This is a genomic window from Dyadobacter pollutisoli (assembly GCF_026625565.1).
GTDB lineage: Bacteria > Bacteroidota > Bacteroidia > Cytophagales > Spirosomataceae > Dyadobacter > Dyadobacter pollutisoli.
Genome location: NZ_CP112998.1, coordinates 2,257,695 through 2,270,854, shown reverse-complemented (window position 1 = coordinate 2,270,854; position 13,160 = coordinate 2,257,695). Strand labels below are relative to the sequence as shown.

The 13,160-nt window shown below is 46.7% G+C and carries 12 protein-coding genes; 5 read left to right on the top strand and 7 right to left on the bottom strand.

Annotated features, from left to right (window positions below; translation table 11 throughout):
• Positions 1-325: 325 nt before the first annotated feature.
• From ON006_RS09295 to ON006_RS09270, 6 genes are all read right to left on the bottom strand, one after another.
• Positions 326-769, bottom strand: a complete 444-nt coding sequence (locus ON006_RS09295; protein ID WP_244818753.1) for a molybdopterin cofactor-binding domain-containing protein — start codon at positions 767-769, stop codon at positions 326-328.
• A 358-nt stretch (positions 770-1,127) separates the two neighbouring features.
• Positions 1,128-1,631, bottom strand: coding sequence for a cyclophilin-like fold protein (locus ON006_RS09290; protein ID WP_244818754.1), 504 nt, complete (start codon positions 1,629-1,631; stop codon positions 1,128-1,130).
• A gap of 39 nt (positions 1,632-1,670) precedes the next feature.
• A complete protein-coding gene (locus ON006_RS09285) occupies positions 1,671-2,714 on the bottom strand; it encodes an alpha/beta hydrolase (protein ID WP_244818755.1) in 1,044 nt (347 codons plus the stop codon).
• 202 nt (positions 2,715-2,916) lie between these two features.
• Positions 2,917-4,131: an MFS transporter gene (locus ON006_RS09280; RefSeq protein WP_244818756.1), complete on the bottom strand. Its 1,215-nt coding sequence runs from the start codon at positions 4,129-4,131 to the stop codon at positions 2,917-2,919.
• 129 nt (positions 4,132-4,260) lie between these two features.
• Complete coding sequence (locus ON006_RS09275; RefSeq protein WP_244818757.1) at positions 4,261-4,824, bottom strand: hypothetical protein; 564 nt, start codon at positions 4,822-4,824, stop codon at positions 4,261-4,263.
• 90 nt (positions 4,825-4,914) lie between these two features.
• Entirely contained in the window at positions 4,915-5,793 is an 879-nt protein-coding gene (locus ON006_RS09270) for a helix-turn-helix domain-containing protein (RefSeq protein ID WP_244818758.1), read from the bottom strand.
• A 180-nt stretch (positions 5,794-5,973) separates the two neighbouring features.
• On the opposite strand from ON006_RS09270, the gene ON006_RS09265 reads away from it, so the two are divergent.
• From ON006_RS09265 to ON006_RS09255, 3 genes are all read left to right on the top strand, one after another.
• Complete coding sequence (locus ON006_RS09265; RefSeq protein ID WP_244818759.1) at positions 5,974-6,564, top strand: TetR/AcrR family transcriptional regulator; 591 nt, start codon at positions 5,974-5,976, stop codon at positions 6,562-6,564.
• Between the two features lie 218 nt (positions 6,565-6,782).
• Positions 6,783-7,550 carry an SDR family oxidoreductase gene (locus tag ON006_RS09260; RefSeq protein WP_244818760.1) on the top strand — a complete coding sequence of 256 codons (768 nt, stop codon included), beginning with the start codon at positions 6,783-6,785 and terminating at the stop codon, positions 7,548-7,550.
• 191 nt (positions 7,551-7,741) lie between these two features.
• Positions 7,742-8,785, top strand: coding sequence for an NADP-dependent oxidoreductase (locus ON006_RS09255; protein ID WP_267609975.1), 1,044 nt, complete (start codon positions 7,742-7,744; stop codon positions 8,783-8,785).
• On the opposite strand, the gene treZ is transcribed toward ON006_RS09255, so the two are convergent.
• Positions 8,776-10,608 (bottom strand): malto-oligosyltrehalose trehalohydrolase, encoded by a 1,833-nt coding sequence (gene treZ / locus ON006_RS09250; protein WP_244818762.1) that lies wholly within the window; start codon positions 10,606-10,608, stop codon positions 8,776-8,778. The two genes, ON006_RS09255 and treZ, sit on opposite strands and share 10 nt — an antisense overlap.
• Positions 10,609-10,766: 158 nt before the next feature.
• Here treZ and ON006_RS09245 point away from each other — a divergent pair, with 158 nt between their 5' ends.
• Both ON006_RS09245 and ON006_RS09240 read left to right on the top strand, forming a co-directional pair.
• Positions 10,767-12,410 carry an alpha-amylase family glycosyl hydrolase gene (locus ON006_RS09245; RefSeq protein ID WP_244818763.1) on the top strand — a complete coding sequence of 548 codons (1,644 nt, stop codon included), beginning with the start codon at positions 10,767-10,769 and terminating at the stop codon, positions 12,408-12,410.
• A 275-nt stretch (positions 12,411-12,685) separates the two neighbouring features.
• Positions 12,686-13,138 (top strand): VOC family protein, encoded by a 453-nt coding sequence (locus ON006_RS09240; protein WP_244818764.1) that lies wholly within the window; start codon positions 12,686-12,688, stop codon positions 13,136-13,138.
• Positions 13,139-13,160 lie beyond the last annotated feature (22 nt).

Sequence of the window (13,160 nt, the reverse complement as noted above, 5' to 3'; positions counted from 1 at the left end):
TTATCTCGTGGTATATAATTACAGTTCTGGTGATCAGGTAAATGCTATGGCATTAGTACTAAAATCATGCGAGTGCATTCTGGTTATGCACACATTAATTATATGATCTAAAAAATGTTTGCCGTGGCGCATTTCACGATTTATTCAGAGCTGTTTATCAATCAAATGTTCCTCAGCCGAGCTCGCCGATGCCTTTCGCTTTCATGGGTGACATGGTCGGGTCAAGATCTTCCACCAGAATCTGCCGTTTTTGCTGGATCACTTAATGCTGCGCTTTTGTCACCAATGCTAATGCGGCTGCCAGAAAACTGTGCTTTTTTCAGCATCAAATCCGAATGATTTGGCCACTTCCTCTCGCAGTTTTGCGCACGCTGCATACACGCCGGACGTTACCGAAGCCGCTCCCCACTGTCTGGCCGAACCGGGAGATTACGTGAAGGTTGAGTCCCCGATTTTCAAATGCACCTGATTCATGCCGACACCCATCTTTTGCAATGGTTGCATGAGGCTCCATCATCGCGTGTGCCTGGTCGGGTGTCGAGTAAGTTTCATCTAATTTCACCTCCGCTTTGGCAAAATTACCTTCAAAGTCGCCTGTACGCATTTCCGCAGGAGGGCCGAACTGCCCTGCCGGAGGAGCCTGGGCGCTATCTCTTGACGCTTCCAAATCAAAACTGCCTTGCGTTCTTTTGTAATCAACTTTCAAAAGTGAGGCGGCTGCGCGTGCCAAGCATTTCGCGCCTGCTGATGTGGCCGTCTGAATTTTCATTTTTCATAATTTCGCCCTTTTACCTTAAACCCGTTGACTTACACGCTCTACACTGTATTAATCCAAAAGAAATTTAATAGCCAAATCCTGATTAATCTGCACTTTTTAAGTGAGTGAAATTTAAACGAATTGGATCGGTAAGAATGTAGGATATCAAACAATAGATTATGAATATCAAACTACCAACTATGCCCTTACATTGATAGTATGGTTCAACACAAAGCCCTTTGCCACTCTTCCTGATATTTGCCCCATTTCACTAGAAACGCCATCACTAAAAACCATGTCCCTTTCGTTTACAGTATCTTGTAGTTTCGCAACTGCTTTTCATTCATTTTTAGCAGCATGCAAAAATGCGCTACTCTAATTCAAACCGGACTGAAACCGAACCGCTACCAACAGCAGCAGCAAGGCCGGACGGGTTTTCTATCTTTCCAAGGCGGGTATAACTGTAAGAAGTAGGAAATGATTTGTAAAAAAGCACCAGTGTGGCAGAGCCGTATAGCATCAGATCGCCGGCTGCAATGTTGCGGGGGTTAGAAGCATTGGTTGGCAGCGCGCCACTGAAATTGTAAAGCTTTTCATTGCCGTTCAACTCGGTCATGTTCACTGTCATGGGTAGCCGGGCTTTAAAGGCAGTAACCGTGGGGTTTGAAACCAGCGTAGCGTTGAATGTTCTTGAACCAATCGTGATTTTCAACCTATTGCTGGATGAATCCACGTCGGTACTATCGGTGCCAGGGTTCTCCTGCCCGGGATTTTCCGGATCTGTATTTGGGTCCATACTACCGTCTGAATTACATGCCATTATCGCCAGAATAAATACCAACAAAGGATACAGGACTACTTTTGGTTGTTTCATGGGTTCTGTTATTTATATTTTGATGCAAAAATCAGGCGATTAGTTTCTTTCAGGCAGCGAGCCAACCGTGCCTTCCATTTTTGACATAAGGTTGTTTTTAAAGAACGATTCCAATTTTTCCCAGGGAATCAGCTTTACCCGGTCATAGAGATCAACGTGTCCTGCGCCGGGAACGATGACAAGTTCTTTCGGCTGTCCGGCAAGCTTATAGGCATCCTGGCTGAATTCCATCGAATGTGCATTTTCACCAGCAATGAACAGCATCGGGCGCGGCGAGATCGTCTCGATATCATTGAAAGGATAAAAATTCATGAATTTGGTGTTGGTCGCAAGCGTAGGGTGTGTGGTCTGTTTTGGACTGGACCCTTGTGGTGTATATTCCCCGCGGCTCGTGCGGTAAAAGTCATAAAACTCACGTTCAATGGCGTTCGAGGTTTTGGTTAACTCGTCTACTGTTCCGCCAGTAAGCTTCGTCTCGCCGCCTGTAAATTCTGCGTAGCGCTGCTGGGCAGCATCGGCGATGATCTTTTTGCGTTGGTCAAGGGTCAACGAATGATTGAGCGCATTGCGGTTAGCGGCTCCCATGTCATACATGCTCACGGTTGCAATGGCTTTCATGCGTGGGTCGATCTTTGCGGCACTGATCACAAAACTTCCACTCCCGCAAATCCCCAGCACACCAATCCGCTCTTGATCCACAAACGCCTGCGTACCCAGGTAATCGACCGCAGCACTGAAATCTTCCGCATAGATATCCGGCGCGACTGCATTGCGCGGTTCCCCCTCGCTCTCTCCCCAGAATGACAGGTCCGGCGATAGTGTAACAAATCCTTTTTCAGCCATCTTAGTAGCATAAAGATTTGCACTCTGTTCCTTGACAGCCCCCATCGGGTGACCGACAATGATCGCAGCATTTTTCTCTTTTTGATCCAGGTCTTTTGGCACAAAAAGGTTGCCCGCCACCTTCATATTGTATTGATTCTTGAAAGTGACTTTATTAACCGTCACTTTATCACTTTTATAAAAATTATCGGCCCCATTGGACAAGTCCTGGGCCATCGTCGTGTTGCTGTTAATTATCATTGCTATTATAGATATGGCTAAGCCGCTGAGCTGTTTTAAATTGTTCATTTGGTTATACTATTTATTGATTTCAATTTCTATTATTCTAAAATTTTATTGATTCAAAATTAGCAGTACCCCTACTACGAAGTCCAATGGATATCAAGCGATATGTTATGAATATCAAACAAATTGTTCGGTTGACTTAAACCGGATTCTCAAATCATAAGTGTACCATACCACCGCTTGCCGAATCAGCCTTCCATACCCTTCCTTTCATGGCCCGCCATATTGCCCATGCAGCGCAAAGCCACACCAGACTACCCAGCCCAAAAGTGCCTGCAATCCCCATGTGATCAAATACAAGCCCACCCAAGCCTGCACCCAGTGTGATGGCAAGCTGTGTGGTGGCCACCAGGACGCTGCCTGCACTTTCAGCTTCGTCGGGAACTACAAGCGTAATCCATGTAGGCCAGCCCACCTGGACACTTCCGAAAGCAAAGCCCCAGACCGCGATAAACAGCGATGCAAGGATCATATTGCCGCCCAGAAAAATGAGCAGGGCCGTGACGATGGACATTAAAAAAGACATCGCCACCATGGACAGTGAAAGGTTTTTGTCAATCATAAAGCGGGCGATAATAGCTCCAAAGAAGTTGGCAGCTCCATAAAACAGCAGAATCGTTGTGAGAATGGTCACGGGCACATGTGTAATATTTTCCAGAAAAGGACGTAGGTAGGTGAAGAAAATAGCATAACCTGCAAATGAAAATGTAACACCCAGCATTCCTCTTTTTACAGGCTCACGCCCAAATACCGAAATCAGTGTCTGCATCTGTGGTGGACTGCTTGGCGGCATTGGCGGGAGTACGAGCGCCTGCCAAATCAGCGCAATAACACCAATGCCCGATACCAGCAAAAATACATTACGCCAGCCAACAGTCCCATCCAGAAAACTGCCCAAAGGTGCGGCAAGTACGGTCGCAAATGAAACAGCCGCAAAAACAATGGAAAGGGCTTTTGAGATCAGATCTTGTGATACCAGCCGCATCGTGGTAGCGGTGGACATGGCCCAAAAACCACCTACCGCAACACCCAGCAACACCCTGCCAGCCATCAGCATCTGAAACGAAGATGCCTGCGACACAAGGATATTTGAAATGATCTGCAACACCGAAAATGATAACAGTACCCACCTCCTGTCAATTTTTTTCGTCAGCATTGCGGTGAACAAGCTGGAAAACATGGCGATCAAAGCCGTAACCGAGATCGCCTGCCCGGCCATCCCTTCTGTCACATGAAGGTCCCGAGCGATCGGGGTCAGAATACTCACAGGAAGGAATTCAGAAGTGATTAGTCCGGCCACGGCAAGTGATATGGAATACACCGCAATCCATCTCGGCTCCCCGTTGGTTGAAATTGATTTTTCTTCTTTCATAGTGGAAAAGCGAATTAATAGAATGTTGCAAAATTACCTCGCTGATCACCTTTTGTGATAATGATTACCAAACCATAGGTTATGGATATCAAACAATGCTGACGATGCAGGTCGTAAAAGGATCAAGATTTAATTGAGATGGAATGGCTGGTAAGCTGGGATGCTTGCAGCCGTTTTTTTAAGAACCTCGTGGAGTATCAGGTTCATATACTCGTGGAGTATCAGGTTCATATAATTGCTGAATAGCTCGTAGCTGAAAGTGTAGGACGTATCCTGTTCCAGAATGATTTGCTCAAACATACCAGCGATGAAGTTCTTCTGTTTGCTGTCCAGGCGAAAAAATATGGGCGCTGAAATACCGGCAAATGTCATCAATTGCCGATAAGTGTTTGAACACAAGTCATAATCCAGAAGATTTCTGGAAAACAGACAGGCGAAACTTAGATCAGTGTCCGGAACTTCATGCAGAGAGTAAGCTGCTAGTGGCTCAAAAAGCAGAATAGGCCCATCGGTATGAATTGTTTTTCCGCTAGCATGAATATAGGCGTTGCCGGTAATAAGGTAAATTTTAGCAAAATCCCTGCGCGTGTTGGACGTCTGAATGTCCAGTCCAACTGCCGTTTTGTAAACCTTAAAACGTTTTTGCTTCGTATTGCCAGCATTCTCCGGAATTGAAGCATTGCAGTTTCTCATAACTGGATCGTAACTGTGGGGCCTTTTTTACAAAGGTACCAACGTCCTACCATCCTGTAATGATGATAATCAAACCAATCATTATGGAAATCACACAGCTTGCAGTCGCACCGAAGATGGCACCGTACCGGTGAGCCTTTTGAAGTAATTGTTGAAGTAGGCAGGATACTCGAATCCAAGCGCATAGCCGATTTCGGCAATCGTCCAATCCGTGTGGATTAAAAGCGCTTTTGCCTCCATAATGATCCGCTCTGCAATGTGGGCACTGGTGGGCTTGCCTGTGACTTCTTTCACCGAACGGTTCAAATGATTGACATGCACCGATAGCCGGTTGGCAAACTCCTGGGCAGTTTTAAACTCCATTGGCTGATCGATACTTTCAATCGGAAATTGTCTTTCCAAAAGGTCAAAAAACATCGAAGCTGTCCGTTCCGCCGCATTTTTGTGCTTAAAGAAATTCTCAGCAGGCTGAATTTTCAATGCCTCATGAATGAGCAGGTTAATGTAGTTGCGCATCAGGTCATGCTTAAACAAATAACCTGTTGCATCTTCTGCAATCATTTTCCGAAAGATCGACGCAATAAAATTACGCTGCTCTTCAGTCAATGTAAAGATAGGCGTCCCTCCGATTTTGAACAGCGGACTTTCCTGAAGGCTTTCCGAACGTCCGTTGACCTTTAAAAAACTTTCCGAAAACAAACAGGTATACCCAGTATATTCCTCCGAGATAATTTCCCACGAGTATGGGATATGCGGGTTACCAAAGAATAAAGTCTTTGCGTCGATTTCAATTCCACGGTCGGCGTACTGCACAAGGCTACGCCCCGTAACAAGGCAAATTTTGTAGAAATCTTTCCTGTTATAGGTCCTGACCACATTTTCGCCAGCCTTAATTTCAAAAACCTTGAATCCCTGGCTTCTGAGCTCGGCACCAAATTCGGAAATGGTTGGAATAGTACGATCATTCATAGTTGTAGGTTATGATTATCAAACAGAAATATTTAACAGCTCATGTCGAAACGGAAAATTGGGCTTGTTTGATATTCATAACCTAAATCTTATTTATGTTGGATTTGTAACGGCTGAAAAAAAACTTTTTGTAAAATAAACTATTTAGTATATTTTTGTCGCACCGCAACAAGAGGGACTATGCTCACCAAATCAGAAAAGACCAAACAATTTATCCTTGAAACAGCCGCACCGCTCTACAATGAGAAAGGTATATCCGGTGTCAACATAGATGATGTACTTGCCGCCACCAAACTGACAAAAGGTTGCCTTTATGGCCATTTTCAAAACAAAGACGACCTTTCGGCACAGGTTGTTGACCTTTTATTGAAAAAGGTTGGTGACAAAATACGAATGGCAGTCTATCAAGGTAAAACGGCAAAGGCTAAGATATTTGCATTTATGGACTTTTATAAAGATCCGATCCATACCTATATACCAGGGGGATGCCCTATCTTCAACACCGCAGTCGAGGCTGATGATAACTATCCTGCAGCTAAACTGAAAGTTGGTGCGATCATCAGGGCGGGTCAAGAGGAGATCACCGCCGTCATTCAGGAAGGGATACGGAATGGGGAATTTTCCGCTAAACTGGATCCGGTCGTCTTTGCTTTCAAAATGGTAGCCGCCATTGAGGGTGGAGTGGTGCTGTGCAGAGCCATGGATACGGCCAAACCGATGCACGCGCTGATCAAAAGTCTGAAAACTGAACTGGAACAATACGAACCATAATCTTCTTATCAAAATAGATTAAAAGGGATATCAATGAACAAAAATAGACCAAAAAGTCTAAAATAATATGATTTAAAAATGACAATCAGATTCCCCCCCCTCACCAAACCACTTTGGCCTTCGGTTGGGTGATACTAAAAATCCAGGCGTTTGTAAAAAGCGATTTCAGAGAAGGCAACCTATTTTTCAATCTTTAAAAACATTTACATTAAGTCGATATGAAACTAAACGGAAAAACAATACTGATCACCGGAGGTGCCTCCGGGATAGGGCTTGATGCGGCAAGACAATTTTTGGACCTGGGAGCCAAAGTGATTGTAACCGGCAGAAACCAACAGAAACTGAACGCTGCGAAAAAGATGTACCCACAATTAACTGCGATCAAAAGCGATGTAGCCAATGCAAATGATGCCGCGCTCCTTTACAATCAAATTAAAGAGCTCGGAGGCATTGATATCCTTTACAATAATGCAGCTGTACTCGTTCCACCGTCAAATCTTGGGATTGCACATCACAAACATGCCGAAGGTGCTGCCTACGAAATGGAGGTTAATTACCTGGGTGTAATCAGGCTAAATAATCTTTTTATGGACATGTTACAGTCAAGGAAAGAAGCCGCGATAATCAACACAACATCTATACTGAGTCTGGCTCCATCCCTAATTGAGGCTACTTATTCGTCGTCCAAAACTGCGCTGGCCTTCTATACCGTCTCGCTCCGTGAACACTTAAAGATTATTGGCAGTGATGTTAAAGTATTTGAGCTCATCCCACCCCTTGTCGCCACCGAAATGACGGAAGAAAGGAATGACAAAAAAATATCCCCCGAAGAAATGGTAAAAGGGCTTATCGACGGTTTACGGAAAGAGCAGGAGACGATCCGTGTGGGTGACGCAAAACTATTTAATTTAATTAACCGGTTTTTCCCAAAAAATGCATTTGGATTACTTAATCCGAAGAAAAGCCATCAACTTTTAATGAATTGACAGCCAAAAGCAAAAGTCAATCTTCTAAGTAATATGAGACACAAACCATTTTAACAGCAGGTGCCTTGTCCGGTTTTGGGCTTTTGCTACCCAATAAGCCACATGAAGAGTGGTTGTATGGTAGTTGATACAACCCGAAATCCTGAAAAGGTTGACCGCTCCCCGGACTGCTTAAAACGGCATTCGGCCACATGTATAACCAATTAAACATTCAAAGGAACTATATGAAAGCATTCATCATTGATCGTTACAAACCCAAAGACGGTATGCAGATGGCAGAGGTTGCCGACCCTGTGCCCGGTGAAAACGACGTACTGATCCGGGTGCACGCCGCTGGCGTTAACCTGCTGGACTCCAAAATCGAAACGGGCGAGTTTAAAGCCATGTTACCTTATAAATTCCCCCTGATTATGGGGCACGATGTGGCAGGCGTGGTCATCAAGGCGGGTACCCGCGTTAAAAAGTTCAAGGCAGGAGACCAGGTATATGCAAGACCAGCCGATTTAAGGATCGGAACATTTGCCCAGCTCATTGCCATTCATGAAGCCGATGTGGCGTTGATGCCCGGCTCGCTTTCCATGGAAGAAGCCGCATCAATTCCATTGGTAGGCCTTACCGCATGGCAGGCGCTAGTTGAAAAGGCGAACCTGAAAAAGGGTCAGAAAGTGTTCATCCAGGCAGGCTCCGGTGGAGTTGGCACCTTCGCCATACAACTGGCCAAACATCTTGGAGCCACGGTGGCGGCCACCACCAGTGCCGCCAACATTGAGATGGTTGAAAGCCTGGGTGCGGATGTGGTAATCGACTATCGGACACAAGATTTTGAAACTGTTCTGAAGGATTACGATGTGGTCTTGAACAGCCAGGATGCAAAGACCCTGGAAAAGTCGCTGCGCATATTAAAACCCGGCGGAAAGCTTATTTCCATATCCGGCCCGCCGGACGTAGCATTCGCCAGGAAAGTGGGCTTGAATCTGATGCTAAAAATCATCATGTTCCTGCTAAGCTTTGCGACCAAAAGAAAAGCCAGACGGCTAGGCGTGGACTACTCCTTCCTTTTCATGGAGGCCAACGGAAGCCAACTGAGCAAGATCACAGATTTGATCAATTCAGGATTCATACGACCGGTAGTAGATAAGACCTTTCCCTTTGCGCAGGCAAATGATGCATTGACATACGTCGAAAGTGGGCGCGCTAAAGGCAAGGCTGTCATCACCTTACCTGATTATGTGTAAAATTTTCTGCCTGAAAAAGCCGGTTCAATGCGGGAGAAAATCTTAACTCCCGGCCCGGCCAACACTTCATTCGTCGATTCGGCAATAGCATTTTCACCAGAGTCAAGGATCAGTTTAAAACCCGATGCGGCCCCCGGGGGCTTGATTGGAACCCCTTCATCAGAGAAATTGAGGTAGCAAAACAGATCGGCCTTCTGGTCTTCGCTGCTTCGTTTGAGCGCCAATGCCTTTTCACTAATAACATCAACCATCACACCGTCTTTGTCGAAATTCCGCAAAGCCGGGTGTGTTTGGCGAAGGGTGATCAGTGCTTTTGTCCAGGCAAGCAAGGCTGCGTATTTTCCCTCGGTGCGTTTCTGCCATTTTATTTTAGACTTTAAAAAAGTCTGCTCGTTCTGCGGGTTCAGCGACTTTTTAGTGTCGCCAAAATCCTTGAACTCGCGCCTGCGACCTTCTATAACAGATTCGATAAGTTCCGGATCCGAATGGCTTACGAAAAAAAAGAATGGCGTATCCTCCCCATATTCCTCTCCCATGAAAAGCATTGGCACATACGGACTGAGCATCAACGCAGCGGCTGCCACTTTTTGCCGCGCATAACTCACAAGCTGGCTAAGGCGCTCGCCGCCCGCGCGGTTCCCGGCCTGATCGTGGTTGAGGTTAAAAGCCACAAATGCATTTCCCGGAACGCCGGCCGACGATGCCCCATGCTTCCTTTTCCGAAAGTTCACATAGCTGCCGCTATGCACAAATCCTTCCTTATAAGCTTTGGCGAGCTGTCCAATAGTCCCAAAATCGACATAACGCTGCTGCCCTGGTTCATCGAGTAATACATAAAGCGCATGGTGAAAATCGTCCAGCCACTGCGCGTCAAAACCCATTCCGCCAACCTCCACCGGCCTGGTCACACGCGGGCTGTTCAGGTCCGATTCTGCGATAAGGTGGAACGCGCGACCATTGGACCGCCTGTGTTTCGCCAGTTTTTGCTGCACCAGCTCCCAGAAACTAAATGCACCTTTATCGAAAATCTCGTGAATGGCATCGAGCCTGAGCCCGTCAAGGTGGTAATATGCCGACCAGAAAACGATCAGTTCCGAAAAATATTCGCGGACGCCGTCCGACCATTCTCCATCAAAATTGATCGCCTTTCCCCATGGCGTTGAATACTTATCGGTAAAATAAGGGCCGAAATTCCCGAAATAGTTACCCTCGGGGCCGATATGGTTTATGACGATATCCAGAAAAACAGCAATACCGAGCCTGTGTGCCTCATTGACCAGCGCCTTCAATTTTTCCGGACCACCATAAGCGCTGTGGACAGAATAGGGAAATACGGCGTCATAACCCCAGTTTCGGGACCCCGGAAATTCTGAAACCGGCATGAGTTCAATCGCATTGATCCCAGTTTCGGCGAGTTCTTCCAACCTGGGAATAATCGCATCGAAAGTGCCCTCCGGCGTAAAAGCGCCCACATGCAATTCATACATAACAAGGTCTTCGAAAGGTTTCCCCTTCCATCGCTCGTCCGTCCATTTAAATGCGTTGTGATCTACCACCTGGGAGCATCCATGTACACCATCAGGCTGATACTGGGACGCCGGGTCGGGAAAAGGCCCCTGCCCATCCGGTTCATACCAATAGCGGTATGGCTTTTCAGAACAAGGAAGTGTCAAATTGAAATAGCCCTCATCATCTGCTTGCATTTCAAAAATTGCGGCGCTGTCCCCCTCCAAGTGCAGTTTTACTTGTTTGATTTGTGGCGCCCATACCGTAAACTTTACTTCTCTCCCTAACCTGTATGCGCCTGATTTTCTGATCACCATATCTCTGTTGTTTAACCGTACGGCATTTTTGAGGCTGTTTTTAAAAAATATTATGCCACCAAACCACAGCCTACTATTTCCAAAACGGTGCAAATTGAACACCCCGACGGATACAGGCGCGATTTTTTAGCAAGGCTTCCGATCAACAACGCATTACGATGATGGAAAATATGACGGCGACATTTGCAGTAGAAACGATCCCTGCCCAACACAAATGGTGGCAACACGGGATCATTTATCAGGTATATCCAAGGTCTTTTCAGGATTCCAACAATGATGGGGTTGGCGACCTGAAAGGTATGGCAACGCGGCTCGATTACTTGCAATGGCTCGGCATAGACTGTGTCTGGCTTTCTCCTATATTCCCGTCGCCCATGGCCGACTTCGGGTACGATATCTCGGACTATCGGGGTATACACGGGCTTTTTGGTACCATGGAGGACTTCGACGAACTGCTGGGCGAGGTACATCAACGCGGCATGAAATTGTTGCTCGACCTGGTCCCCAACCACACCTCCGACCAACACCCCTGGTTCTTAGAAAGCCGTTCGTCCAAGGATAACCCCAAAAGGGATTGGTATATCTGGCATGACGGGAAAGAGGACGGCTCTGTTCCCAATAACTGGCTCAGCGTATTTGGAGGGACTGCCTGGGAATGGGACGAGCATACCCGGCAATACTATTACCATGCGTTTCTGAAAGAGCAGCCCGACCTCAACTGGCGTAACCCAGAGGTTCAGGCAGCGATGCTGGACGTAATGCGGTTCTGGCTCGAAAAAGGCGTGGATGGATTCAGGGTGGATGTGATGTGGCATATGATCAAGGACTTCCAGTTGCGCGACAACCCCCCTGTTCCCGATGCGGCCATTACCGAAAAACGGCTTTATGATGACTTTATGCCAGTTTATTCCACGGATCAGCCCGAAGTACATCAGATTGTCCGTATGATGCGGCAATTAATGGATTCCTTCGAAGACCGTGTACTGATCGGTGAAATCTATCTGCCGATTCAAAAACTTGTAACCTACTATGGAGAAAATAACACCGGGGCGCACCTGCCGTTTAATTTTCAACTGCTGACATTACCCTGGAACTCACTGGAAATCGCAGCAGCAGTCGACAGCTATGAAGGTGCCCTGCCGGTGGACAGCTGGCCCAACTGGGTTTTGAGCAATCACGACAAGCCGCGGGTTGCCAGCCGGGTAGGCCCGTCGCAGGCCAGGATCGCTGCGATGCTCCTGCTGACGCTTCGGGGCACCCCGACCATCTATTATGGGGATGAAATAGGAATGACCGACGTACCGATACCGGTTGACGAAATAGTCGACCCCCAAGGATTGAACCTGCCCGAGCTGAATATAAGCCGCGATCCTTCCCGGACACCGATGCAATGGAGCCAGGAGCTAAATGCTGGTTTTTCCCGGAATAAGCCCTGGCTGCGGCTCCCTTATAACGCGGGCAGGGTCAATGTGGAAAGGCAAAAAGATGATGCCTATTCGATGCTCTCGTTTTACCGAAAACTGATCGATATCCGCAAAAAAAGTGCAGCGTTGAGTGTCGGCAGTTATAGTCCGGTTTATGCGGATACCCAGCTTATTTCCTATATCAGACAGGATTCCGACGAGACATTCCTCGTCATTCTGAACATGAGCCATCGTCCCGCTTATTTTCGTCCGCAGAATACAAGTTATAAAGGACTGATAACCCTGAGCACCGATGAAGAGCGTAACGGCATGTATGTTCAGGATGTGATCAGCATCGCGGGCGACGAAGGTCTTTTGATCAGAGTTGACAATGGGTAGTCCGGGTGTGCCATACCATAAATGTGGCCCTTTCAGAAAGCCAAAGAGACGTATCAGCAGCTAGTTCATGATGCAAAAGGGATCCTTGCTGCTATCCCGGGGAATGAGACTAACATTTCAATAGTCGTTCGGAACAATATGCCCCATTACCCCTCTGAATTTTGCAAAAAATAGCGGGTTTATTAAGTATATCTTCCCGCCAATTTCCTCTACAATTGATAATCGGTAAGCATTGACGGAACGCAATTGAATAAAACCAAATAAAGAGTAATACAATGGGAGACAACAAATTACTTAGAATGGACAATGTCAGCATCGTTGTAGAATCCCTCGATAATGCTATTGCGTTCTTTTCAGAAATTGGATTAAAGCTCGAAGGGCGGGCGACGATAGAAGGGGAATGGGCGGGTCGTGTTACGGGGCTTGGTTCGCAACGAGTGGAAATTGCTATGATGGTTACTCCCGATGGCCATAGTCGACTCGAACTTTCGAAATTTCTCAAACCTGCTACCATATCTGATCACCGGACTGCGCCTGTGAACTCTCTAGGTTATTTGCGCGTGATGTTCACTGTCGAAGACATTGATGAAATGGTATCCAGACTAATCAAACACGGTGCTCAGCTCGTCGGCGAAGTGGTCGATTACGAGAACACGTATCGGCTATGTTACATTCGGGGAAACGAAGGACTTCTTATTGGTCTTGCAGAAGAAATCAATAACAAGTAAGTATGCGCCAACATCCGAAATG